At 74.0% G+C, this 21,439-nt stretch carries 25 protein-coding genes; 19 read left to right on the top strand and 6 right to left on the bottom strand.

All coding sequences use genetic code 11. The annotated features are described in order from the left end of the window. Positions 1–77: 77 nt before the first annotated feature. From GKC29_RS18970 to GKC29_RS18925, 9 genes are all read left to right on the top strand, one after another. Positions 78–554, top strand: a complete 477-nt coding sequence (locus GKC29_RS18970) for a hypothetical protein (RefSeq protein ID WP_196255659.1) — start codon at positions 78–80, stop codon at positions 552–554. A 5-nt stretch (positions 555–559) separates the two neighbouring features. After that, positions 560–3,043 carry a M48 family metalloprotease gene (locus tag GKC29_RS18965; protein WP_155332094.1) on the top strand — a complete coding sequence of 828 codons (2,484 nt, stop codon included), beginning with the start codon at positions 560–562 and terminating at the stop codon, positions 3,041–3,043. Between the two features lie 105 nt (positions 3,044–3,148). Further along, complete coding sequence (locus GKC29_RS18960; protein WP_155332093.1) at positions 3,149–3,595, top strand: SRPBCC family protein; 447 nt, start codon at positions 3,149–3,151, stop codon at positions 3,593–3,595. A 58-nt stretch (positions 3,596–3,653) separates the two neighbouring features. After that, complete coding sequence (dinB, locus tag GKC29_RS18955) at positions 3,654–4,841, top strand: DNA polymerase IV (RefSeq protein WP_155332092.1); 1,188 nt, start codon at positions 3,654–3,656, stop codon at positions 4,839–4,841. Between the two features lie 35 nt (positions 4,842–4,876). Continuing rightward, complete coding sequence (locus GKC29_RS18950) at positions 4,877–6,145, top strand: MFS transporter (protein WP_155332091.1); 1,269 nt, start codon at positions 4,877–4,879, stop codon at positions 6,143–6,145. Positions 6,146–6,484: 339 nt separating this feature from the next. Next, a complete protein-coding gene (locus GKC29_RS18940) occupies positions 6,485–6,724 on the top strand; it encodes a hypothetical protein (RefSeq protein ID WP_155332090.1) in 240 nt (79 codons plus the stop codon). Positions 6,725–6,933: 209 nt separating this feature from the next. Further along, a complete protein-coding gene (locus GKC29_RS18935; protein ID WP_155332089.1) occupies positions 6,934–7,527 on the top strand; it encodes an STAS domain-containing protein in 594 nt (197 codons plus the stop codon). Positions 7,528–7,574: 47 nt separating this feature from the next. Next, on the top strand, positions 7,575–7,874 hold the full coding sequence (locus GKC29_RS18930) for an STAS domain-containing protein (protein WP_155332088.1): 300 nt from the start codon (positions 7,575–7,577) through the stop codon (positions 7,872–7,874). Positions 7,875–7,960: 86 nt separating this feature from the next. Further along, a complete protein-coding gene (locus GKC29_RS18925; protein WP_155332087.1) occupies positions 7,961–8,119 on the top strand; it encodes a hypothetical protein in 159 nt (52 codons plus the stop codon). 60 nt (positions 8,120–8,179) lie between these two features. On the opposite strand, the gene GKC29_RS18920 is transcribed toward GKC29_RS18925, so the two are convergent. Next, positions 8,180–8,587, bottom strand: a complete 408-nt coding sequence (locus GKC29_RS18920; RefSeq protein ID WP_155332086.1) for a four-helix bundle copper-binding protein — start codon at positions 8,585–8,587, stop codon at positions 8,180–8,182. A gap of 45 nt (positions 8,588–8,632) precedes the next feature. Continuing rightward, complete coding sequence (locus tag GKC29_RS18915) at positions 8,633–10,426, bottom strand: serine/threonine-protein kinase (protein ID WP_196255658.1); 1,794 nt, start codon at positions 10,424–10,426, stop codon at positions 8,633–8,635. Between the two features lie 240 nt (positions 10,427–10,666). Here GKC29_RS18915 and GKC29_RS18910 point away from each other — a divergent pair, with 240 nt between their 5' ends. The 3 genes from GKC29_RS18910 to GKC29_RS18905 all read left to right on the top strand — a co-directional run bounded on the left by GKC29_RS18910 (position 10,667) and on the right by GKC29_RS18905 (position 12,900). After that, positions 10,667–11,086, top strand: coding sequence for a hypothetical protein (locus tag GKC29_RS18910; protein ID WP_155332084.1), 420 nt, complete (start codon positions 10,667–10,669; stop codon positions 11,084–11,086). 183 nt (positions 11,087–11,269) lie between these two features. Beyond that, positions 11,270–11,443, top strand: coding sequence for a hypothetical protein (locus GKC29_RS29615; protein ID WP_196255657.1), 174 nt, complete (start codon positions 11,270–11,272; stop codon positions 11,441–11,443). Between the two features lie 161 nt (positions 11,444–11,604). Next, positions 11,605–12,900: a low temperature requirement protein A gene (locus tag GKC29_RS18905; RefSeq protein WP_155332083.1), complete on the top strand. Its 1,296-nt coding sequence runs from the start codon at positions 11,605–11,607 to the stop codon at positions 12,898–12,900. 3 nt (positions 12,901–12,903) lie between these two features. Here GKC29_RS18905 and GKC29_RS18900 read toward each other — a convergent pair whose 3' ends face one another. Together GKC29_RS18900 and GKC29_RS18895 are read right to left on the bottom strand one after the other, a co-directional pair. After that, positions 12,904–13,419 (bottom strand): DUF421 domain-containing protein, encoded by a 516-nt coding sequence (locus GKC29_RS18900; RefSeq protein ID WP_155332082.1) that lies wholly within the window; start codon positions 13,417–13,419, stop codon positions 12,904–12,906. Between the two features lie 54 nt (positions 13,420–13,473). Continuing rightward, a complete protein-coding gene (locus GKC29_RS18895) occupies positions 13,474–13,845 on the bottom strand; it encodes a DUF1330 domain-containing protein (protein ID WP_155332081.1) in 372 nt (123 codons plus the stop codon). A gap of 201 nt (positions 13,846–14,046) precedes the next feature. Between GKC29_RS18895 and GKC29_RS18890 the strand changes: the two genes are divergently transcribed. Beyond that, entirely contained in the window at positions 14,047–14,874 is an 828-nt protein-coding gene (locus GKC29_RS18890) for a c-type cytochrome (protein WP_155332080.1), read from the top strand. After that, positions 14,871–15,959, top strand: a complete 1,089-nt coding sequence (locus GKC29_RS18885) for a ubiquinol-cytochrome c reductase iron-sulfur subunit (protein ID WP_155332079.1) — start codon at positions 14,871–14,873, stop codon at positions 15,957–15,959. The genes GKC29_RS18890 and GKC29_RS18885 overlap by 4 nt, the downstream gene beginning before the upstream one ends. A gap of 40 nt (positions 15,960–15,999) precedes the next feature. On the opposite strand, the gene GKC29_RS18880 is transcribed toward GKC29_RS18885, so the two are convergent. After that, positions 16,000–16,275, bottom strand: coding sequence for a BON domain-containing protein (locus GKC29_RS18880; protein ID WP_155332078.1), 276 nt, complete (start codon positions 16,273–16,275; stop codon positions 16,000–16,002). Positions 16,276–16,477: 202 nt separating this feature from the next. Between GKC29_RS18880 and GKC29_RS18875 the strand changes: the two genes are divergently transcribed. Together GKC29_RS18875 and GKC29_RS18870 are read left to right on the top strand one after the other, a co-directional pair. Further along, complete coding sequence (locus GKC29_RS18875; RefSeq protein ID WP_155332077.1) at positions 16,478–17,158, top strand: hypothetical protein; 681 nt, start codon at positions 16,478–16,480, stop codon at positions 17,156–17,158. A gap of 100 nt (positions 17,159–17,258) precedes the next feature. Then, positions 17,259–18,452 carry a DUF2254 domain-containing protein gene (locus GKC29_RS18870; RefSeq protein ID WP_196255656.1) on the top strand — a complete coding sequence of 398 codons (1,194 nt, stop codon included), beginning with the start codon at positions 17,259–17,261 and terminating at the stop codon, positions 18,450–18,452. 37 nt (positions 18,453–18,489) lie between these two features. Here the strand turns inward: GKC29_RS18870 and GKC29_RS18865 are convergent, their stop codons facing one another. Beyond that, the gene (locus GKC29_RS18865; protein WP_155334234.1) at positions 18,490–19,293 is read right to left on the bottom strand and encodes a potassium channel family protein; all 804 of its coding nucleotides are present in this window, start codon (positions 19,291–19,293) and stop codon (positions 18,490–18,492) included. A gap of 48 nt (positions 19,294–19,341) precedes the next feature. On the opposite strand from GKC29_RS18865, the gene GKC29_RS18860 reads away from it, so the two are divergent. Genes GKC29_RS18860 through GKC29_RS18845 form a run of 3 tightly spaced genes read left to right on the top strand, consistent with a single transcriptional unit; the run spans position 19,342 to position 21,283 of the window. Then, positions 19,342–19,866, top strand: coding sequence for a MarR family winged helix-turn-helix transcriptional regulator (locus tag GKC29_RS18860; protein ID WP_155332075.1), 525 nt, complete (start codon positions 19,342–19,344; stop codon positions 19,864–19,866). Next, a complete protein-coding gene (locus GKC29_RS18855; protein WP_196255655.1) occupies positions 19,863–20,570 on the top strand; it encodes an ATP-binding protein in 708 nt (235 codons plus the stop codon). The genes GKC29_RS18860 and GKC29_RS18855 overlap by 4 nt, the downstream gene beginning before the upstream one ends. A 35-nt stretch (positions 20,571–20,605) precedes the next feature. Further along, a complete protein-coding gene (locus tag GKC29_RS18845) occupies positions 20,606–21,283 on the top strand; it encodes a hypothetical protein (RefSeq protein WP_230688709.1) in 678 nt (225 codons plus the stop codon). Positions 21,284–21,439: the final 156 nt, after the last annotated feature.

The following is a 21,439-nucleotide window of genomic DNA, read 5'->3' as shown; positions in this document are numbered from 1 at the left end:
CGCGGCTTCCGGGCGCGTGGTCCGGGCCCCTACAGTGGACGGTGCCCGGTCGGACACGGGCGGTCGTGGAGGGCTGGATGCGTCCGGAGTCGGACCGATCTCTGCTGGTCGACCTCGCCAGGCCGGTCGTCGACCGGTTCTCGCCCGGCGAGACGGAGCTGTTCCCACTGCTCAGCGAGGCGCACTTCGCCGATCCCCGTGCGTACGCCGAACCGGAACGGCGCGGTGGCCCGCTGACGTTCGGGGTGCCCGAGGTGCTCGTGCTGCTGACGCCGGTCGCCCTGGCGGCGATGACCGAGGCGGTGCGGTACGTCGCGGAGCGCGCGATGCGCAAGGGGCACCAGGTCACCTCGGCGGCACTGCGGCGGGTCTTCCGGGGCCGTCCCGACGGGCCGGCGGAGGCGCCGCCGCTGGAGTTGACCGCGCAGGAGTGGGCCGAGGTGCGGGGGATCGTCGAGCGGGTCGCGGTGCGCGGTGGCGTCGAGCCTGAACGCGCCGCCATGATCGCCGACGCCGTGGTCGGGCAGGGACGGCTCGGCGGCGAGACGCGCTGACCGCCGTGGCGCCCACGACCGGTCACCGTGTGGCCCCCGGCGCGGCGGCCGTGTACTTCGCCCTGCTGGTGGGCGCGGTCCTCGCCACCAGCGTGGTCGTCTTCTTCAGCGTCGCCCTCTCCCCCTCGATCCGCATGGAGGCCGTCCAGGCCCGTCTGGCCGAGTGCGCGGCCACGTTGGACGCCGACGCCGCCCGACTCGCCGCCGAAGGCACGCTGGACGCGCCCGGGCAACGCGAGGCGCTGACCGCGGACTTCCGGTCCTGCCTGCGGCCGGCGTACGCCGCACCGCTCACGGCGGTCGCCGCCGGGCTCGGGCTGCTGACGGTGGTGGCCCTCACCCTCTACCTCGCCCATCCCTGGTGGATCGTGCGGCGGGACCGCTCGACGCGGCTCACGCCGGACCTGGTTCCGGGACTGGCGCACGACCTGGCGCGGTTGAGCCGGGACCTGGGGCTGGCCCGGGCGCCCGAGTGGCGCCTCGTGCCGCACCGGGGCGCGCCGAGCGGCCAGGCGTTCGGTCTACCGGGCCGGCGGCGGATCCACCTCGGCGCTGGACTGCTGGTGCTACGGGCCACCGATCGGCCGGCGTTCCGTGCCGTTGTGGCACACGAGCTTGCGCACCTGCGTAACCGGGACGTGGACCTGACGTACCTGACCATCTCGATCTGGCGGGCGTTCCTGTTCGTGGCGGTGCTGCCGCCGCTGCTCGTGCTGCTTCTGTTCACCACGTCCCGTGGGTGGACGTGGCGCAGCCCGGTGGACGCGCTGGCGGGCAACGCGCGCCTGCTCGGCGCGATGCTCGCCCTCACCTGCCTGGTCTACCTGCTGCGCAACTCCGTGTTGCGGGCACGTGAGACGTACGCCGACGCGGTGGCCGCCTCCGTCGGCGGAACGGGCGCCGCGCTGTCCGCCATCCTCCAACGCCAACCGGCGCCGCGACGGTGGCTCGCCCGGTGGGGCACCCACCCGCGGCCCCACGACCGGCTTCGCGCCATCCGTGGTCCGGCGACGACGCTGACGTCCACACACTGGGACCTGGTCGCCGCCGGTCTCCCCTCGGGAGTGCTGACCGCGAACCTGGTTGCCGTGGCGGGCGGCGCGCTGGGGCTCGATCCGGTGCTCGGCACCGCCCTGCTCGCCCTGGTGGTCGGTTCGGTGCTGGCAGCCCTGCTCGCCCTGACGGTCTGGCGAGCGGCACGAGGGACGACCGTGGGAACCGGGCAGTCACGTCGGGTCCCCTTCTGGTTCACCAGCGGGACGGTCCTGGCCGGGTCCTTCATGGCGGGCACACAGGTGTCGGTGGTCGCAGTGACCGGGACGCCGGGATCGATCGGCGGTTCCGGCCTGGCTTCCACGCTCGTCGCAGGACTGTTGCTGACGGTCGCGGCGGTGGTGCTGGCCGCGTGGGCCGACTCGACCTCCCGCGCAACGTGGCTCCACGCGACGGCCCACCTGGCCGATCCCTCCGTCGAGGCGGCCGCGAGCGACGCCAGCGTGGCCGGAGCGAATCCGAGGGCTGCCTCGGTCGGCCCCGGCCGGCCGGCACGCTGGGCGTTGGCGGCGACGCTGGCCGCTGCCGGGTTGGCCGGTGCGGCGGCACTCGCCGTCTGGCTGCCGTTCAGCACGGTGCGCTTCGGGTTCGCGATCGACTGGGGACCGCCACCGGCCGACGGTGCCGGCTGGTACGCGACGGTCGGGCGGCTGAGCACCGCCGATCTCGGTCCGGCGTACCGGTTCGTGTACAACCCGCTCACCCTGCTGGCCCTGACCGCGCTATGGCTGGTTCCGGCGACGCTGGCAGGACGCGCCGGCCGGGGGACGATTCTGTGGCGGTCCGGGCTGGTCGGGCTCGGCGGCGGCGCGGTCGTGGCGGTCGTGGGCGCGGTGCTGCCGGTGGCCGCCGGAGTGGTCGTTCCGGTCGGCGTGCGCCAGGCTGTCCCGGAGCCCGACGAGATCTCGTTCGGCGCGGTCGTGGACAACTCCACGATCGCGGTCGGCTCCCTGGTGGTGGCGATCGCGATGGCGGTGGTGGTGGCCGGCCGGGGTCCGCTGCGACCGGCCCGCGCGCTGCTCGCCGCGACGGTGGCCACGGCGGCCGCCACCGCCGCGATCTGGTGGGTGGCGGGCCCCGTGCGCTGCCTGACCGGCGTAGGGCTGTGCCGGGAGGCGGTGGATCTCGACGCCATGTCCCGGACGGCGCTCTGGATCCTCGTGCAGGGGCTCCTCGTGGCGGTGCCGCTGGTGCTGGCGGCGGCCGTGGCCGGTGCTCGCCGCCGGGCACCCGGTGGCCCGACGCCACCGGCGACGACCGGCGGCGACCCGCCGACGGCACCGGCCACGACGGGTAGCGACGCGCCGGCGGGGCACCGCCGGACCGGGACGGCCAGGGTGGTCGCCCTGCTCGTCCTGCTCGCGGTGATCACCACGCTGGTCTGGGGCATCCGGACGTCCGCCTACGAGACGTGGTTGCGCGGCACCTTCGGCTGACCCGCCCCCGCCGATCCGACCGGCACCCGCCCGACCGGTCCCGCCCCAGCTGGGAGACTGGACGGGCGTCTGGAGGTTCCGGGTGCTGGCTGTCGGGAGGTCGCCGTGGCGGTGGACGTGGTGTCGGAGGTCGTCATCGACCGTCCGGTCGCCCGGGTGGCGGCGTTCGCCGGCGACCCGGCGAACGCTCCGGCCTGGTACGTGAACATCGGGTCGGTGGAGTGGCTGACGCCCCCGCCGCCGCGGGTCGGCTCGCGGGTGGCGTTCGTGGCGCAGTTCCTCGGCCGTCGGCTGGCCTACACGTACGAGATCGTCGACCTGGTGCCCGACGACCGGTTGGTGATGCGCACGGCGGAGGGCCCCTTCCCGATGGAGACCACCTACCGCTGGGAAGCGCTGGACGGCGGCCGCACCCGCATGACGCTGCGCAACCGGGGCGAGCCGAGCGGTTTCGCCTCGATCGCCGCCCCGGTGCTGGCCGGGGCGATGCGCCGGGCGAACCGCAAGGACCTGGCACGGCTCAAGGGCCTGCTGGAACGACCGGAGCGGTGAGCGGCGGCGTACCGGCAGGTCGCTGCACGAATTAGCACATGCGTGCGAACATGGGTGCGTGTCGACCGAGGCCACCGTCCTGCACGCCGATCTGGACGCGTTCTACGCGTCGGTGGAGCAGCGGGACGACCCACGCCTGCGCGGCCGGCCGGTCATCGTCGGCGGCGGCGTGGTGCTCGCCTGCAGCTACGAGGCCAAGGCGCGGGGTGTCCGCAGCGCGATGAACGGCCGGCAGGCCCGCCGGCTCTGCCCCGACGCGGTCGTGGTGCCGCCCCGGATGGCGGCGTACACGGCGGCCAGCCGCGCGGTGTTCGAGATCTTCCGGCACACCACGCCGCTGGTGGAGGGGCTCTCGGTCGACGAGGCGTTCCTCGAGGTGGGCGGCCTGCGCCGGCTGGCGGGTCCACCGGCCGACATCGCCGTCCGGCTGCGCCGGGAGGTCCGCGAGCAGGTCGGCCTGCCGATCACGGTCGGCGTCGCCCGGACGAAATTCCTCGCCAAGGTGGCCAGCGGCGTCGCCAAGCCCGACGGGCTTCTTGTCGTTCCACCCGGGCAGGAACTGGCGTTCCTGCACCCGTTGCCGGTCGAGCGGCTGTGGGGCGTGGGCCCGGTGACGGCGGCGAAGCTGCGCGAGCGGGGCGTCCGCACCGTCGGTCAGGTGGCCCGGCTCGGGGAGGCGACGCTGGTGACGCTGCTCGGCGCGGGAGCCGGCCGGCACCTGCACGCGCTGGCGCACAACCGCGACCCGCGGCCGGTGCAGGTGGGGCGCCGGCGGTCGTCGATGGGCGCGCAGCACGCCCTCGGCCGCGGCCCGCACTCCCCTGCCGACCTGGACGCGATCCTTTCCGGCCTGGTGGACCGGGTGACCCGCCGGATGCGGGCGGCCGCCCGCTCGGGGCGGACCATGATGCTGCGGCTGCGCTTCGCCGACTACACGCGGGCGACCCGCTCGCACACGATCGGCAAGGCGACGGCGGACACGGCGCCGCTGCTGGCCACCGCGCGGTCGCTGCTGCGGGCGGCGCTGCCGGAGATCGAGCGGCGAGGCGTTACGCTGATCGGCGTCTCGGTCGGCAACCTGGACGACGCCCCGGTCCAGCCGCCGTTGCCGTTCGACCGCGACCCGGGAGCCGACCTGGACGCCGCCGTGGACGCGGTGCGCAGCCGCTTCGGCTCGGCCGCGCTGACCCGGGCGACCCTGCTCGGCCGGGACCCCGGCGTGGAGATGCCGCTGCTGCCCGACTGACGGTCAACGGGCAGGCCGGGCGGCAGACTGAGGTCATGCCGCGATCGGCCGGCCCTTCCGACAGCGATCCCGCCCGTCCGCCCCTGTCGGCGTGGCGGTTCGTGCTCTGGTTCGGTGTCGTGGCGATGCTCGCCGACATCGTTTACGAGGGCGCGCGGTCGATCACCGGCCCGCTCCTGGCCGGCCTGGGGGCGAGCGCACTGACGGTGGGCGTCATCACCGGCGTGGGCGAGGCGTCCGCGCTGGTGCTGCGGTTGGTGTCCGGGCCGCTGGCGGACCGTACCGGCCGTTTCTGGGCGTGGGCCCTCGCCGGGTACGGGCTCACCGTCGTGAGCGTCCCGCTGCTGGGCGTCGCCTCGGTGGTCTGGGTGGCCGGGACGCTGGTCGTCGCGGAACGGGTGGGCAAGGCAATCCGCCAGCCGGCCAAGGACACGCTGCTCTCCCACGCCGCCGCCGTGACCGGTCGCGGTCGCGGTTTCGCGGCGCACGAGGCACTGGACCAGGCGGGAGCGCTGGTCGGGCCGCTGGCCGTGGCCGCCGTGCTGGCGGCGAGCGGCGGCGACTACGGGCCGGCGCTGCTCGCGCTCGCGGTGCCGGGAGCGCTCACTCTCATCGTCCTGGTGTGGTTGCGGATGCGGGTTCCGCACCCGACCCGCTACGAGAGCGGCGGGCCCCCCGAGCGGCCGCGACGGCGGGACCGGGCGGCGCCGCGGGAGGCGAGCCGACTGCCGGGCAGGTTCTGGGTGTACGCCGCCTTCGCGGGGCTGACCATGACCGGCTTCGCCACGTTCGGGGTGCTCTCCTTCCACCTGGTGGAGGCGGACCTGCTGCCCGCGACGGCGGTGCCGGTGCTCTACGCCGCCGCGATGGTCGTTGACGCGGTCGCCGCCGTCGCCACCGGGTGGGCGTACGACCGGTACGGCGCGCGGATCCTGGTCGTCCTGCCGATCGTGGCCGCCACCGTCCCCGCGCTCGCCTTCTCCCCCACGGTCGGGCCGGCGGTGGCCGGCGTGCTGGTGTGGGGCGCCGTGCTCGGCGTGCAGGAGTCGACGTTGAAGGCCACCGTCGCGGATCTGGTGGGTCCGGGCCGGCGCGCGACGGCGTACGGCGTCTTCGGAGCGGTGGTCGGCGTCGCGGCGGCCGTGGGTGGCGCGCTGACCGGCGGGCTGTACGAGACGTCCGTGCCGCTGCTCGTGGCGGTGACCGCGACGGTCCAGGCGGTCGCGCTGGGCGTGCTGGTGACCGTCCTGCGCCGGGACCGGGTCGGCTCGCCGCGCCGGGGCGGTGTCGGAGGTGCGGGTTGACGTGCGGACGTGACCGGACCTGGGGATGTCCCGCCCGAGCTTCTCGACCGGCTGCGACAGATCTGTCTCGGCCTGCCCCAGGCGTGCTGCCCGGGTGCCACCCCCGGTGCCTCCGGTCGACCCCGCCCGCTGAGGCAGCGGGTGGCCGGGGGCTCCGATCGACGCGCCCGCGACGGCGGTCGGTCACGGTGCGTACGCCGTCAGGCGGCCGACGGTCCCCCAGTCGGTCGGGCTTCCGGCCCGTGTGTCGTACCGCCGGAACCCCGCCGTGTCCGCTCTCGTTACGTGACCGCGAGCCCCGGCCGCCCTCCCGGCGGCGACGCTCGGCGGAGGTGAGCGGTGTCGGAACGTCACGATCCGGTGACTCCCGCGTGGGTATGCCGGGACTGCGGGCAGAGTTGGCCGTGCCCGACCCGCCGCCAGTTGCTGCTCCGGGAGTACGGGCCGCAGCCGGCCAACCTCAGTGTCTACCTGGCGGCCTGCCTGACCGCCGCCACCGCGGACCTGCGGTCGCCGCCGGCCGCCCTGCGGGAGCGGTTCCTCGGCTGGATCCCGCACCCGCGCCACCGCGCGTTCTGAATTGTCGGTTCCCGGTCGGGCGCCTGCTGAACAACCACGATGACCGTGCCCGCCGACGGCTACCGGATTTGTCACACAACCGTCATGCGGCCGAAGGGTGACCGCGAATCCGGGCCGGCAGGTTGTGGGCTGAACGGAAGCGTCGCGGGCCCGACGGAGGCGGCGACACCGTACCCGGTGAGCCCGCAGCTGAAGGAGGGACCGGCACGATGACGGTCGTCCGGGGCGACGAGCGAACGACACTGGTCTGCGACATCTGCGGGGACACGGTCGTCGAAACGGGAGGCGGCCCGGCGGACGGTGGCGTGGTCTGGACCATGGTCGCCGACCACGGCTGGAGCGGCTCACCCCTCGCCGACGGCCCCCACCGATGCGCCCACTGCACCATGGCGGCGAGGTCCGGCCACGCGGTGCCGGACGGGCCGGGGACCGGCGGGATCCTCGGAATCGACCACCGTGGGGACGCGACCGTGATCACGTGCGCGGGCGACATCGACGTCGACGGCGAGGACACCATGCGCACCGCCCTGCGCCACGCGACCGACATGGGCGGGCACGTCGTCGTGGATCTCACCCACGTGCACCTGATCGACTCGACCGGGCTGGGCCTGCTGGTCCGCGCGCACCGCGACGCCGCCGCCCGCGGCGCCACCGTGAGCCTCGCCGCGCCGTCGCCGTTCCTCCGCACCGTCCTGCGGACGCTACGCCTCGACGGGATGTTCCCGGTGTACGACAGCCGCGCCGAAGCGGTCGCCCAGCTGAGCGGGCGGGCCGGGTCCGCGGCGTCCGGGGGCCGGCCCTGATCCCGAGCAACGAGCCCCGCTTCGGCCTGGAGGTCCCCGTGGCGTCGATGTCGATCACCGTGACCATCCTGTCCGCCGGCGTCGTGGTCCTGGTACTACGGGGCGGCATGCGCGGCGCGGACGTCGACACCCTCCGCGACGCGCTGCACCGGGTGCTGCGCGACCGGCCCCGGGAGGTGCACCTCGACCTCTCCGGCGTGGTCGACGTCGAGCCGTCCGCCGCCGCCGCCGTCACCGCCGCCGCCCTCGAGGCGGAGCGGACCGGGACGATGGTGCGGGTCGTCCATGCCTCCCCGCCGGTACGGCAGCGGATGACGACGGCCGGCGCGGACGGTCTGCTGCGCTGACGGTTTGCCGGCGGGACGGGCGGGAACGCCAGGGTCCGGGCGGCACGAGCGCGTCCTTGTGCCGCAGCCGACACGGGGAGGGTGACATGGGTGACCGCGAACGGCTCCACGACCTGCGCCAGAAGGCCCACGACGCGGGCATCGAGGGCAACTCGAAGATGACCGAGGACCAGCTCCGCGACGCGTTGCGCCGGGTCGGCAGGGGCGCCGACCCGCAGCTGGCCAAGCAGCAGGCCAAGCGCTGACGGTACGGCACGTCCCGCGCCGGTCCGGTACCCGAGGCGGCGCGGGACGTCGTGCCCGGATCAGCTCATCGTCGCCAGCAGGTCCCGGCATGCCTGCTCGCAGGCGCGGCAAGCGTCGGCGCAGATCCGGCAGTGCTCGTGCCGGTCCGCGTGCCGGGCGCACTCGTCGCCACACGCCCGGCAGGCGGTCGCGCACGCCTCCAGCAGGCTGCGGCTGATGTTCGCGTCGTACCCGGTGTGCCGGGACAGGACCCGTGCCGTCGTGGTGCACACGTCGGCGCAGTCCAGGTTGGTGCGAACGCACTTCGCCAGTTCGGCGACCATGTCCTCGCTCAGGCAGGCGTCGGCGCAGGCGGTGCAGGCCTGCGCGCAGTCGTTGAGGGCGTCGATCACCGCGGCCAGCTTCTTACGGTCCAGGTTGATCGACTTCGGGTAACTCTCCAGCATCGGCATGGTGGTGCCGGTCATGGCTTCTCCTCTCGGGATCGTCGTCTCAACGTCGTACCCCTTCCCTCACGCCGCACTCCCGGACGTCCGGGAGCCCCCAGCGGTGACGGACGGCTCGACCGACGTCGGTGGCAGCGCGGGCGGTGGGGGCTCGGCAGCTTCGGACGACGTGGTGGTTCGCGGGGTGGGCGTCGGTTCCGCCGTCACCGGCGGCTCGGACGTGGCCGACGGCTCCGCCGTCACCGGCGGCACCGACGTGGCCGGCGGATCCGACGGCGGCGGATCGGACGGCGGCGGCCCACTCGTCGGCGGCGCGGTGGTCGGCGGGTCCGACGGCGGCGTCGGCGTCGGCGCGGCGCCGGACGGAGTGGTCACCGACGGTGACGGCGGCACGGGCGCCCCGCCCGCTCCGCGACCACTGCTCCGGGCGTCGCCCGCCGGTGGCCCGCCGGCGGAGCCCCGGCCGGCCGTCTCCGTCGGCGCCGCCGCCGGGACGGCCGCGACGGACGGGAGCACGGACGTCCGGACGTGCGTGCCCGTGCGGTCGCAGACGACGTCGCCCACCGTGAACCGGCGGGGTGGCTCGTGTCCACCGGTGTCCGCCCGGCCGTGCAGCGTCGCGGTCAGGTCCCCTCCCGGTACGGGCGGCTCGGCGAGGCGGAGCGTCACCCGCCGCTCGTCCCGGGTCCAGGCGGCGCCGACGACGTCGAGGAGCCGCTGCCCCTCCGGAAGGGTGAAGGTCAGCGTGCGGTGCTGCGTGCCCGGACCGCCGATACCCGTCACGGTGATCCGTGCCGTGAAGCCGCCGTCGGCTCCCTGCTGCGCCAGGTAGCGGGTTCGACAGCCGGCCCCGGACGGGGCCGGGTCGGCGGATCGGTCCTCGGCGGTGACCAGTCCCGGCAACAGCCCGGCGAGCGCGGCGGCCGCCGCGGCGGGAGCCGCGAGGCGAACGCCACGGCGTACGCCTCGCGCCGGCCGGCTCGCGACCCGCGGGCGCGCGCGCCGGGTGGGGCCCGGGACGGTCCGGGCGGGCACCGCGGGTCGGGCACCACCGGCCGTCGGGTCCACCGCCACGGTCGTCCCGGTGAGCGGCCCGAGCGCCGCCGCCAACTCCGCCGCTGTCGGCCGCCGGCCGGGATCCGTCTCCAGGCACGCGCGGACCAGCTCCACGTGGGGCGCCGCGAGCCCCGGGAGGGCGACGCTGGCTGCCGGTTCGTGGGGGGCCCGCTCCGGCACCTGACCGGTGAGGCACTCGGCGAGGACGACGCCGAGCGCGAACACGTCGCCCGCCGGTGCCGCCTCCGCGCCGGCCGCCTGCTCCGGCGGCAGGTAGGCCGGCGTACCCCAGACCAGCCCGTCCGGGTCCGCCACGTCCTCGCCCACGCCGGCGGCGATTCCGAAGTCGACGACCTTCACCCCGCTTCGGGTGAGCATGATGTTGCCGGGCTTGACGTCGCGGTGCACCACGCCGTGCGCGTGGGCGGCGGCGAGGGCCGCCGCCACCTGCCGACCGGCCCGCAGCACCTCCGGTGCCGGGAGCGGCCCGTCACCGCGGAGCCGGGCGGCCAGGGTCCGCCCGTCGACGAACTCCATCACCAGGAACGGAGTGGGGGTGCGGGTCAGGTGCCACTGCTCGCCGTAGTCGTAGACCCGGGCGACGTTCGGGTGGTCGAAACGGGCGGCGGCCAACGCCTCATGGCGGATCCGGTCCCGGGCCGCCGGGTCGCCCAGCAACGCCGACGACAACAGCTTCACCGCCACGGTACGCTGCAACCGCAGGTCGTAGCCGCGCCAGACGGTCGCCATGCCTCCCCGGCCGACCGGCTCGTCGAGCCGGTAACGCCGTTGCAGACAACGCACCGCCCTGCCCCCTCCCGGTCCGGCACCCTCGCGGGCGCCGTGTCGCTGTCGGTCGACATCGGAGCCGGAGCCCCGGTCGACCATCGCGCTACCCGGCCCCCGGCCGGCGAAAACTCCGATCGGGAGCCCGCCCGGTGTTGTCACACGACCGTCACGTTGCCGCGCGACGGCCGTCACACCTCGGAGCGTTCCTGGTGACAGGAGCACTGTCGACGGTCACGACGAAGGCAGGTGATCACCATGGTCGGGCAGCACGGCGTCCGCCGCGCGGCGATCGCCGCGGGACTGGTCGCCGCCCTGCTGTCGGGCGGCTGCTCCCGGGACCCCGGCCCCGAACCGCCGCAGCGGCCCTCCAGCACCAGCCCGCCGAGCACGCTCGCCCGTGCCGCCGTCGGCGACCGGCTCACCGTGACCGCCGCCGTCGAGCGGGTCATCGACGAGGGCGCGATCGTCGTCCGGGACGTCGACCTGAGCGACGGCTCACTGCTCGTGCTGACCCGGCAGGCCGTCGAGGCGACGCCACCGCAGCTGGTCACCGTCGAGGGAACCGTCATCCTGTTCTCGTCCGGCGACCTCGCCGCGGAGTTCGCCCCGCACCCGTACCGCGCGTTCGACGGAAAGAAGGCGCTGGCGGCCGGGACCGTCACCGTGTGGCGGTGACGATCCGTCTCCGGCGGCCACCGCTCCCGAGCCCGTCATCCGTGCCAACCGGCCCTGCCCGCAGCGGGCCGACCGACGGCACGCGCGACACCCGATGGCGTCGCAGACGGCGGATTCCCGCGCCGGGCCCCCGGGCGGGGCATAGCGTGGGCAGGGACGCGACCGGACCGGAGGGAGAGTGCCGTGACCGAGCCGGAGGAGGGCCGGGAGAAGAGCCCGAAGACCGACCGGGTGCTGTTCTCGCCCGACGGCGACCCGCACCACACCGTGGCCCAGGCACCCCAGCCGGACGAGCATCTGGAGGTGACGGTCACGCACGACGACCGCACCGACGTCGTCGACGACGAACAGTCATGACGGTCACGCGTCCGGATGCTTCTCCAGCGTCGACGCGGAGTAGTGGATGGTCTGCGCCACCGGCAGGCCGTCCGGCCGACTTCTGACCGAGCCGGTCAGCGCAGGCGGTCGGCTGTGGTGAAACCGCCCCTGGGCCAGCATCGCGGACGGAAACTGACCGGGTGAGCGTTCCGCCGCCCCTCCGCCGCTCGCGGTGGCTCATGCCGGTGGCACCCGGCAGCCGGGTCACCCGGTTGGAGCTGTTCTACGACCTGATCTTCGTCTTCGCGTTCCTCAACGTGACCGGTCTCGTGTCCCGGGAACTGACCCCCGTCTCCGTGCTGTCCGGCACGATCGTCCTGGCGCTGCTCTGGTTCTGCTGGACCGGGTTCGCGTCGCTCGGCAACGTCGTCCGCGCCGACCACGGGTTCCTGCCGCCGCTCGGCTTCGGCATCATGGCGGCGGCGTTCATCCTGGCGATCACCATTCCACAGGCGTTCATCGACCAACCCGACGACCTGCCCGGCCCGGTGGTGTTCGCGGTCTCCTACCTGGCCGTACGCGGCCTCACGTCGGCCGGGTTCCTCTACGTGCTCAGCCGGGCGGGCCGTTCCCGCCGGCAACTGGTCGTCATCACCGCCCCGGCGGTGCTGGCCGCCCTGCTGGTCGGGCTGGCCGCCACCGCGCCCTGGTGGGTTCCGGCCGACGCGGTCCTCGCCGCACGCCTGATGTTGTGGGGCGCCGCCCTGCTGGTCGAGTACTCGGTCGGCCTGTTCCTGCCGTACGCCCGCTGGGGGGTCGCCTCGGCGGGACACTGGGCGGAGCGGCACGCCCTGATCATCCTGATCGCCCTCGGTGAGGCGGTCATCGCGCTGGGGCTGGGACCGGGCCGCTTCGACCGGCTCGCCCTGACCGGGCCGGTCATCACCGGCTCCATCCTCGGCATCGCGTTGCTCGCCGCGATGTGGTGGTTGCACTTCGACACCCTCGCGCCCAGTGTCGAGCATGCGATGCACGGCACCCGGGGCCCGAGCCGGATACCCCTGGCCCGGGACGTCTTCACCTACCTGCACCTGCTGGTCCTGGTCGGAATCGTGATGACCGCGCTCGGGCTCAAGCTCGTGCTCGAGGAGGTCGCCGCGCCCGGCGTCGAACCGCTGCCGGGGCCCAGCGCCGTCACCCTGTACGGCGGCGTCGGCCTCTTTCTCCTTGCCGACGCGCTCGTCGCCGCGCGCACCTTCCGCCGGTTCCGGCGCTCCAATCTCGTCGCCGCGGCGGCACTGGCTGTGCTGGTCGTGCCGGCGACCCTGGTCACCCCGCTCATCGCGCTGGGCGTGCTCGTCGTCTTCTCCGGCGTCGTCGCCCTGGTCCAGCGGTTCACCGGAGCGGACGCCCGCGAGCGGATCAAGGACTCGGTCCGCCAGGAGGAGCGGGTGACCGAGAGGGCGCTCAGCGAGTGGCGCTGCCAGCATCTCTGACCGCTACCGCCCCTCGTCGCGCACATCGGCGAGACTGCTGCCGTCGCCGAGGCCGCTGCGGGTGATGACGCTGAGGCTGCCGTCCGTCTCCAGGACCACCGCCGCGAGTTGACCGAGGTCGCCGGCGCCCTGGCTGCGGGCGGCCTGCCGGATCTCACTCTCCGCCACCCGGACCCGGCGCATGGTGTCGTACCGTGGCCGCCCGTCCCGCAGCAGCATGGTCGGCCGGGCCTTCAGCAGCCGCTGCGACGGGGGCCAGCGGACGGCGAGCAGGGCGACCGCGTACTGCAACGCCACCAGCAGGCCCAGCGCGAGGATCCCCTCGACCAGCGAGACGTCCCGCGACAGCAGGATCGTCGCCAGCGTCGAGCCCAATGCCACCGTGACGACGAGGTCGAACGCGTTGAGCTTGGACAGTGTCCGTTTCCCGGACACCCGCAGGATGACCACCAGTGCCGGATAGACGAGCACGGCGACGAGGAGCAGGCGCAGCAGGTCGGCGGGGTTCTTCAACACCATCCCCGGGAGCTACCCCACACGTGCGGCGGTATCCGCCCCACGCGCCGGATCCGGTCAGCCGGTGGCCCACGCGGAGGTCGGCTGCAGGACCGCCTCCCGCAGGGCCACCGTGCGCCACCGGGTCACCTCCTGGTACTCCGGATCGGCGACCATCCGGCTGAAGGCCGTACGGCTCGGGTAGCGCACCAGCAGCACCGCGTCCCAGGCCTGGCCCTCCTCGGCCACCAGGGCCGGGCCACCGTCTCCGGCGTAGAGCACCTCGCCGCCGTACCGCGGCAGGAACGTCTCCCGCAGCGCCGCGGCGTACCGCTCGTACGACTCCCGCCCGCCGTCGGCGAAGCGCAGGAGGTTGAGCATCACCACCGGCTCTTCAGGGGTGGCTGCCAGGAACTGCTTCAGGTCGCGACCGGTCGGGTCGACTGCCATCAGTGCGCCTCCAGTCCGCTGTCCGGGTGGCGATCATCAGACCACAGGTCACCGGCGGTCGAAAAGGGAGCCGGCGCGGTGGTTGTCGGCCCCCCGATGACGGGTAGGGCGGACGGAGCAATGCCTCCACGTGCAGGATGAAACTCCTATATCGTCGCAAATTAGTGCTGCCACTGACCGTGCCCGGAAGACGAGGAAACCATGGCAGATCGAGGGCGCCGGAGTTTCGCCCGCCCCTGGAAGCGCCGTCCCGCCGGCCGCGCCGGGCGACGGTTCGGAGCCGTCGTGCGGATGGTCGCGGCGCTGGTGCTGGCCGGCGGCGCGTACACGGTGTTCGCGCCCCAGGCGCAAGCGCAGGAGGAGCCGCGGTTGAGTGCCGCCGCGGCGGAGGGTGAGGCCCTGTTCGAGGTCGGCTGCATCACCTGCCACGGTCGCTCCGCCGGCGGCGTGGAGGGACGGGGACCGAGCCTGATCAACGTGGGTGGGGCTTCGGTGGAGTTCCAGGTGGGCAGCGGCCGGATGCCGCTGGCCCGGCAGGAGGCACAGGCACAGCGCAAACCCGAGCTGTACACCGACGAGCAGGTGCGCCAGCTGGCCGCGTACATCGACTCGCTGGGGGTCGGCCCGGTGGTGCCGGACGACGTGGACGCTCTGGTCAAGGACGCTAACCTCGCCCGCGGCGGTGAGCTGTTCCGGATCAACTGTTCGCAGTGCCACGCGTTCGGTGGCGGTGGCGGGGCCCTGTCGTCGGGCAAGTACGCGCCGAGCCTCTACCCGGCGAGCGACCGGATCATCTACGCGGCGATGCTCAGCGGGCCGCAGAACATGCCGGTGTTCGGCGACACCACGCTGACCCCGGACCAGAAGGCGGACATCATCGCCTACATCCAGCAGGTGATCCAGACCGACACCGACCCCGGCGGGTTCGACCTCGGGCGGTACGGTCCCTCCACCGAGGGCCTGGCGGTCTTCCTGGTCGGCATCGTCGCGCTGGTCTTCGCCAGTCTGTGGATCGCGGGCAAGTCGTGAGCGAGCACGTGACCCAGCAACAGCGGGGGGCGGTCGACGTCAACGACCGGTCGCTGTCGCGCTTCGACATCGTCCGAGAAGGCGCCCGCCGCGACGACATCGAGATCGTCCACTACGAGACGCAGGTCGTGTCCGGCTCGAAGGCCGAGCGCCGGCTGGTACGGATCGTCGCGGCGCTGTTCCTGATCGCCGGGCTGGCGGCGACCGCGTTCCTCGCGGTCTACATCTGGTGGCCGTGGCGCTACCGGCTGGTCGCCGACATCGAGGAGTACTACACGCCGCTGCTCGGGGCGACCCTGGGCATCGCGCTGCTGGGTGTCGGCTTCGGCGTTCTCGTGTGGGGCAAGAAGCTACTGCCCAAGGAGGTGTCCATCCAGGACCGGCACGAGGGCGCCGTGTCCCCCGACGAGCAGCGCATCACCGGTCAGACCATGCTCTACATGGCCGACGAACTCGGCGTGCGGCGTCGACCGCTGCTCGGAGTCTCGCTGCTCGCCGGGCTCGTCCCCGTCGGCGCGGTCGTCGCCGCACCACTGGTCGGCGGCCTCATCCGCAACCCGCACACCGGCCGGGAGCTGTACCAGACCGGCTTCGCGCCCGCCGACGAGCAGGGCGCCATCACCCGCGTCCGCCTGGTCCGCGAGGACGGGCGTCCCGTGCGCCCCTCCGACCTGCTCGCCGGCGGCCAGGTCACCGTCTTCCCCGGCATCCCGCACGGCGTCAGCAACCAGTACGCCGACTCGGTGACGCTGCTCATCCACCTGCGCGCCGACGACGCGATCACCGCCCGCCTCAACAACCGCGACGCCGGCAAGGTCGACTGGATGTGGGGCAACTACATCGCCTACTCGAAGATCTGCACCCACGCCGGCTGCCCCGCCAGCCTCTACGAACAGCAGACCAACCGGCTGCTCTGCCCCTGCCACCAGTCCCAGTTCCTCATCACGAACAACGCCGAACCCGTCTTCGGCCCGGCCAACCGCCGCCTGCCCCAACTCCCGATCGAGGTGGACGAGGAGGGTTTCTTCGTCGCCACCGCCGACTACCAGGAGCCGATCGGCCCCGACTTCTGGGAGCGCCCCTGACCGCGCCGCCGGCCGGCGGCCGGCGGACGTCCGGCGCCGGTCACCCGTCCGGTGGGCACAGCCGGTTGCTGACGTCGTGGACGTCCGCGGCACCCCAGGCGAGGGTGTGGGCGTGGGCGCTCACGTCGGCCGAGCTGACCGCCCCCTCCAGGATGACCACCCGGTTCTGCACCTCGATGCAGATGCGCTCGTGGCGCAGCACCGGATCCCGCTGCATCTGCTCGAGCAGCCGGCAGGCCAACCGGGCGTCCTCCGAGGCGGGGGTGTTCTGGAACAGCGATGGCAGGTCGTCGGGGAAGAACCAGGGGTACGTCACGACTCACTCCTCACGTCTCGTTGACCTGCGGAGAGCCCTACCCCCCACGCTTCGCCGTCAATACGACAAAGTCGTGACGATTCGCGCCCGCGACGGTGACGAGTCACCGCGGCCCGCACCGGCCACCGCCGGACCGACCACCGCCATCCGCTGACGCCGTGCCCACCCACCGCCGGCCCCTGCCGCCCACCCGGCTCCCCGGATGACCGGCCGTCGGGGCGACCAGCGGTCCCGCGACGCCGTCCTCAACGGTCTCGCCCGGCGGCTGGACAAGCCGATGGGCGCCCTCGGCGTGCTCTTCCTGCTGGTCGTGCTCGGACAGTCACTCGCCCGGCACCCCACCCTGTCCACCGCCCTGACCGTCACCAGCTGGGTCCTGTGGGCGGTGTTCGTGGCCGAGTTCGCCCTGCGCGCCTGGCTCGCCCGGCACCGCCCCCGCGCCTTCTGGCGCCGCAACTGGTGGCAGGTCATCTTCCTCGCCGTACCGTTCCTGCGGTTCGCCCGGGCCGCCGCCACCCTGCGCGCCACCCGCGCCGGCGGCGTCATCACCGCCGCCGTCCGCGGCTCCCGCTCCGCCGGACGCCTGCTCACCGACCGGCTCGCCTGGCTGGCGATCATCACCACCACGGTCATCCTGTCCGTCGGGCAGTTGCTCGTTCTCACCGGCTCCTACCGGACGTACGGGCAGGCGCTGCACGACGTCGCCCTCACCACCATCACGGGCGAGCCGCTCACCGCCACCGACCCGCTCGCCCAGGTCGTCGAACTGGCGCTCGCGGTCTACTCGGTGGTCGTCTTCGCCACCCTGGCCGGAGCGCTGGGAGCCTTCTTCCTCAGCTCGGAACGGCAGCGGGACGAGGGTGACCGGGAGCAGCGGGAGTGACGGCCGGCGGCACCGCCCCGTCCGGGCGGTACGTCGTACGCCGGGCGGGACCGTCCCGCGTACGCCAGGATCAGGGCGTGACGCCCGGGATCTGGACGCCGTGAGTCGGCCCCGCAACCCTGCGGCGCTGGCCGCCGAGGTGCTGGCCAGCTTCTGGCTGCTGCCGGCGGTCTGCGCCGTGGGGGCGGTGGCGGCGGCGATCGGCCTGTCGATGCTGGAGCTGCACCTGGACCTCCCCGTCGAGTGGCTCCTGCCCGGCGGGCCGGCCGGCGCCCGGTCGCTGCTGTCGTCGATCATCACCGCGATGATCTCCTTCACGGCGCTGGTCTTCTCCATCACGGTCGTGGCCTTGCAACTCGCCAGCAGCCAGTACTCGCCCCGGGTGCTGCGCACCTTCCTGCAGGACCGGACCATCCAGGCGACGCTGGGCACGTTCGTCGCGACCTTCCTGTTCGCGATGGTCGTCCTCGCCGCGCTGCCGGCCCGGGACGAGCAGCGGCTGCCGGAGTTGTCGCTCGCCGTCTCGATGTCGCTCGTCCTGGGCAGCAGCGGGATGTTCATCTACTACCTGCACCACATCACCACCGTGATGCGGGTGTCGCACATCATCGCGTCGATCGGCGCGCAGACGCGCCGGACCATCGAGCGACACCTGCCGGACGACGAACACCCGCCCCTGCGGGTCACCGGCGACGTCGTACAGGTCCTGCCGGCTCCGGTGCCGGGCATGGTCACCGACGTCGACGTCGCCCGGCTCGCCCGGCTGGCCCGGGAACACGGCTGCGCCATCTCGGTCGTCCCCACACCGGGCGATTTCGTGGTCGCGGGCGCGCCGCTCTTCCGCGCGCACCGGTGTCCGGGCGACGAACCTCGCCCGCTGCCCGCCGATCGCGCCGCACGCACGGTGACCATCGGTGTGGAACGCACCCCGGGTCAGGACGTCGGATTCGGCTTTCGGCAACTCGCCGACATCGCCGAGCGGGCCCTCTCCCCCGCCTCGAACGACGTCACCACCGCGACCCGCGCCGTACAGGAGGCCCACGACCTGCTCCGCCGGCTGGCCACCCGCCCCGAGCGGGCCCGCACGGTCCGCGACGACGACGGAACCGTCCGGGTACAGGTGAACAGCCTGCCGTTCGACACGTACCTGGCGATGATCGTCGACGACGTGCGCGCGACCGCGGGCCCGCAGCCACGGATCACCCGCCTGCTGGACGCACTCCTCGACGACCTGTACGCCGTCGCGCTGCCCACCCACCGGCCCGCGATCCGGCGTCGCATGCCGCACGGGTGACGCACACCGGCGACCACCGACGAGGCCCTCCGCCGCCTCACGACGGCGGCGTCGTCCGGGGCGGCGGCACGGGGCGGGCGGCGGCATCCTCGGTCGGCGTGCCGTCCGGCGATTCGAGGCGCTGGCGCAGCGCCGCGATCTCCCGCCGCAGCGCGGCGATGTCCTCGGCGGTGGCGACGGGTTGCTGGCCGCGGCCGGAGACCCGGTCGACGATCCAGGTGGCGAGGGAGCCGGTCACGAAACCGATCAGCCCGATACCGCCGATCATCAGGCCGACCGCCACGAACCGTCCCTCGGTCGTGACCGGGTAGAAGTCGCCGTATCCGACCGTGGTGATGGTCACGGCCGCCCACCACAGGGCGTCCCCGTAGCTGGTGATGGAGGAGTCCGGGGCGTACCGCTCGGCGTCGAGGACCGCCAGGGCCGCGACCACCACCAGCAGCAGGGTGGTCGCCGCCACGTAGACGCCGAGCCGGCCGCGGACCCAGATCTCGGTACGCCGGCTCAGCGTGAGCACGACCGTCACCAACCGCAACGCCCGTAGCGGGCGGAGCACCGGCAGGAGCAGCACCGCGAGATCGAACAGGTGCTCGCGGACGAACCGCCGTCGATCCGGCTGCTGAACGAAGCGGACACCGATGTCGAGCCAGAACAGCAGCCAGATGGCGAGGGTCGTCAGCTGGCAGGCGCGCCTCCAGCCCGCCCCGAGCTGCGGATCCAGGATCGGCGCCGCGTACGCCGCCAGGAACACCAGGGAGAGAACGGTCAACGGCAGCGCGGTCACCCGCTCCCAGCGGGTGGTCCGCACCGCCGGTGAGCCGGTGGAGCCGGCATTTCCCATGGTCACCCCTCCGACCATAAATGCGTGTATCCGTGCAATCATTGGCCGGTGCGACTCTACGTGGAGCCGGCGGAGTCCCCGACGGCGGTGGACGAGGGCCTCGTGGATGCCCTGGCGGCACTGAGCCGATCGCTGGTCGGCATCACCGTCCGCTCGCTCGGGGTCCTGGACGTCGACCTCACGATGTCGCAGTACCGGACCCTCGTCCTCCTCGCGTCCCGGGGGCCGGTCCGGGTCGTCGACCTCGCCGTGGCGCTGCAGGTCCACCCGTCCACCGTCACCCGGACCTGTGACCGCCTGGTCCGTCGCGGTCTGGTGGCACGGCGACCGGGCGAGAGCGACCGGCGGGTTTCCTGGCTCAGCCTCACGACGGCGGGCAAGGACATCGTCGGCGCGGTGATCCAGCACCGCACCGCCGAGATCCGGCGCCTGGTGGCGACGACCGGGGTGCGGGCCGGCGGCGGGCTGAGGGAATCGGTCGAGGTACTGGTGGCGGCAGCCGGCGAACCGGACGAACGACAGTGGCGACGGCACTGGGAACGATGCGCCGGGCCGCCCGCACCGCCGACATGAGCGTGCCACTCGAGTGGGCCTTCCGACGCGACTTCCGCGCCGGCTCCACCCGGATCGTGCTCGCCGGTGGCTGCCCGCCCGACGCGGAACCGCTGCTGGCCGCCGTCCTGCGGGACGGCGACGTCGACGCCCCGCTGGACCTCGTCATCGACCTGCGGGACCTTCCCGCCGTCGCGGTCGCGTCAGCCGGCACGGTGATCGTCCCCTGGGCGGCCGCCCGCGCCGGCGGGCCGGTCCTGACCGTCGAGCCGCCGACGCACGCCGCCGGCCTGCTGCCGGCCGGCCCCGGTCGGGATCCGAAAGGGGCACCTGGCCGCCGCCGGGCCCACCTGAACCTGCCCGCGCACCCGGATTCCCCCGCCGCCGCGCGCCGGCTCGTCGCCGACCGCTGTCGGGCGTGGGGTCGCCCGGGGATGATGGAGCGCGCCGTCATTGTCACGTCCGAGCTCGTCAGCAACGCCGTGGAACACGCCGGCACCGAGCTCGACGTCACGCTGGTGGAGCAGGCAGGGGCGGTGCGGGTGAGTGTGCGGGACCGCGCCGCCGACCGCCCGGACCCGGCCGCAAACGGGAACCTGCTCGCCGAGCGGGGCCGTGGCATCCCCATCGTCGCGGCCCTCGCCTCCGACTGGGGCTTCGTGACCGTCGGCGACGGCAAGACGACCTGGGCCGTCGTCGGGGGCGACCTTCCGGCCGACGGGTGACCTGGGGCGCGTCCGGACCGCACCGGGACGGCCGGATGTTGCGCCGCAGCATGCGCCGGGAGCTGGTCACCGAGGAGGAGCTGTACGCCAACCCCGACCACCCGGGCGCCGGCGGCGAGGAAGTCGGCGGCGTTGGTGGCGTCGATCCCGCCGGTCGCCACGAAGCGCAGGTCGGGCAGCGGTCCGGCGACCGCCCGTTTTGGAACCGGTTCGTCGGCCGGGACAAGGTGCTGCTGATCGGCTCGTCCAACACCGTCGGCCCGGACGTCGGGCGGCTGAACGTGACCCTGCACCACAACCTCTTCGACGGGGTCCGCCAACGCCTGCCCCGGGTCCGCTTCGGCCAGGTCGACGTCTACAACAACCACTACCGGCTGGCCGGCGACGGGTTCGCCTACGCGATCGGGATCGGCGTGCGGTCGGCGGTGCACGTCGAGCGCAACGCCTTCACCCTCGGCGCGGGGATCACCGCCGCCGACCTGCTCCACGACTGGGGCGGCACCGCGGTCACCACCCGCGGCAACGTCGTCGACCCGGCCGACGGCCCGGCCCGCCCGGTGGACCTGGCGGCCGCCTACAACGCCGCCCACGACCCCGACCTGGCACCCGACGCCGGGTGGACGCCCACCCTGCGCCACGGCCCGGTGCTGCCGGCCGTGGCCGTGCCGTACGTCGTCGGGGCGTTCGCCGGCGCCGACCGCCTGCTGCCCTGACCACCCTCCCGTCCACACCGTGGTAACCGGTCACGGCGGTGTCCGGCGGCCGCCGGGCACCGCCGTAACCCGGACGGGTGGCCGGACGGCGTTCCCGGCCGCCCGCCGCCCCCGCGTCCCTAAGGTTCGACAGGTGTCGTGGGAAAACGGGGAGAC

This window comes from Micromonospora sp. WMMC415, assembly GCF_009707425.1.
GTDB lineage: Bacteria > Actinomycetota > Actinomycetes > Mycobacteriales > Micromonosporaceae > Micromonospora.
This window is presented reverse-complemented; position numbering and strand designations above follow the sequence as displayed.

Coding starts and splice junctions, on each gene's coding strand:
- GKC29_RS18970 (WP_196255659.1), top strand. CDS start 78: ATGCGTCCGGAGTCGGACCGATCTCTGCTGGTCGACCTCGCCAGGCCG.
- GKC29_RS18950 (WP_155332091.1), top strand. CDS start 4,877: ATGCCGCGATCGGCCGGCCCTTCCGACAGCGATCCCGCCCGTCCGCCC.
- GKC29_RS18935 (WP_155332089.1), top strand. CDS start 6,934: ATGACGGTCGTCCGGGGCGACGAGCGAACGACACTGGTCTGCGACATC.
- GKC29_RS18930 (WP_155332088.1), top strand. CDS start 7,575: ATGTCGATCACCGTGACCATCCTGTCCGCCGGCGTCGTGGTCCTGGTA.
- GKC29_RS18925 (WP_155332087.1), top strand. CDS start 7,961: ATGGGTGACCGCGAACGGCTCCACGACCTGCGCCAGAAGGCCCACGAC.
- GKC29_RS18920 (WP_155332086.1), bottom strand. CDS start 8,587: ATGACCGGCACCACCATGCCGATGCTGGAGAGTTACCCGAAGTCGATC.
- GKC29_RS18910 (WP_155332084.1), top strand. CDS start 10,667: ATGGTCGGGCAGCACGGCGTCCGCCGCGCGGCGATCGCCGCGGGACTG.
- GKC29_RS18900 (WP_155332082.1), bottom strand. CDS start 13,419: ATGGTGTTGAAGAACCCCGCCGACCTGCTGCGCCTGCTCCTCGTCGCC.
- GKC29_RS18895 (WP_155332081.1), bottom strand. CDS start 13,845: ATGGCAGTCGACCCGACCGGTCGCGACCTGAAGCAGTTCCTGGCAGCC.
- GKC29_RS18890 (WP_155332080.1), top strand. CDS start 14,047: ATGGCAGATCGAGGGCGCCGGAGTTTCGCCCGCCCCTGGAAGCGCCGT.
- GKC29_RS18875 (WP_155332077.1), top strand. CDS start 16,478: ATGACCGGCCGTCGGGGCGACCAGCGGTCCCGCGACGCCGTCCTCAAC.
- GKC29_RS18865 (WP_155334234.1), bottom strand. CDS start 19,293: ATGGGAAATGCCGGCTCCACCGGCTCACCGGCGGTGCGGACCACCCGC.
- GKC29_RS18855 (WP_196255655.1), top strand. CDS start 19,863: ATGAGCGTGCCACTCGAGTGGGCCTTCCGACGCGACTTCCGCGCCGGC.
- GKC29_RS18845 (WP_230688709.1), top strand. CDS start 20,606: ATGTTGCGCCGCAGCATGCGCCGGGAGCTGGTCACCGAGGAGGAGCTG.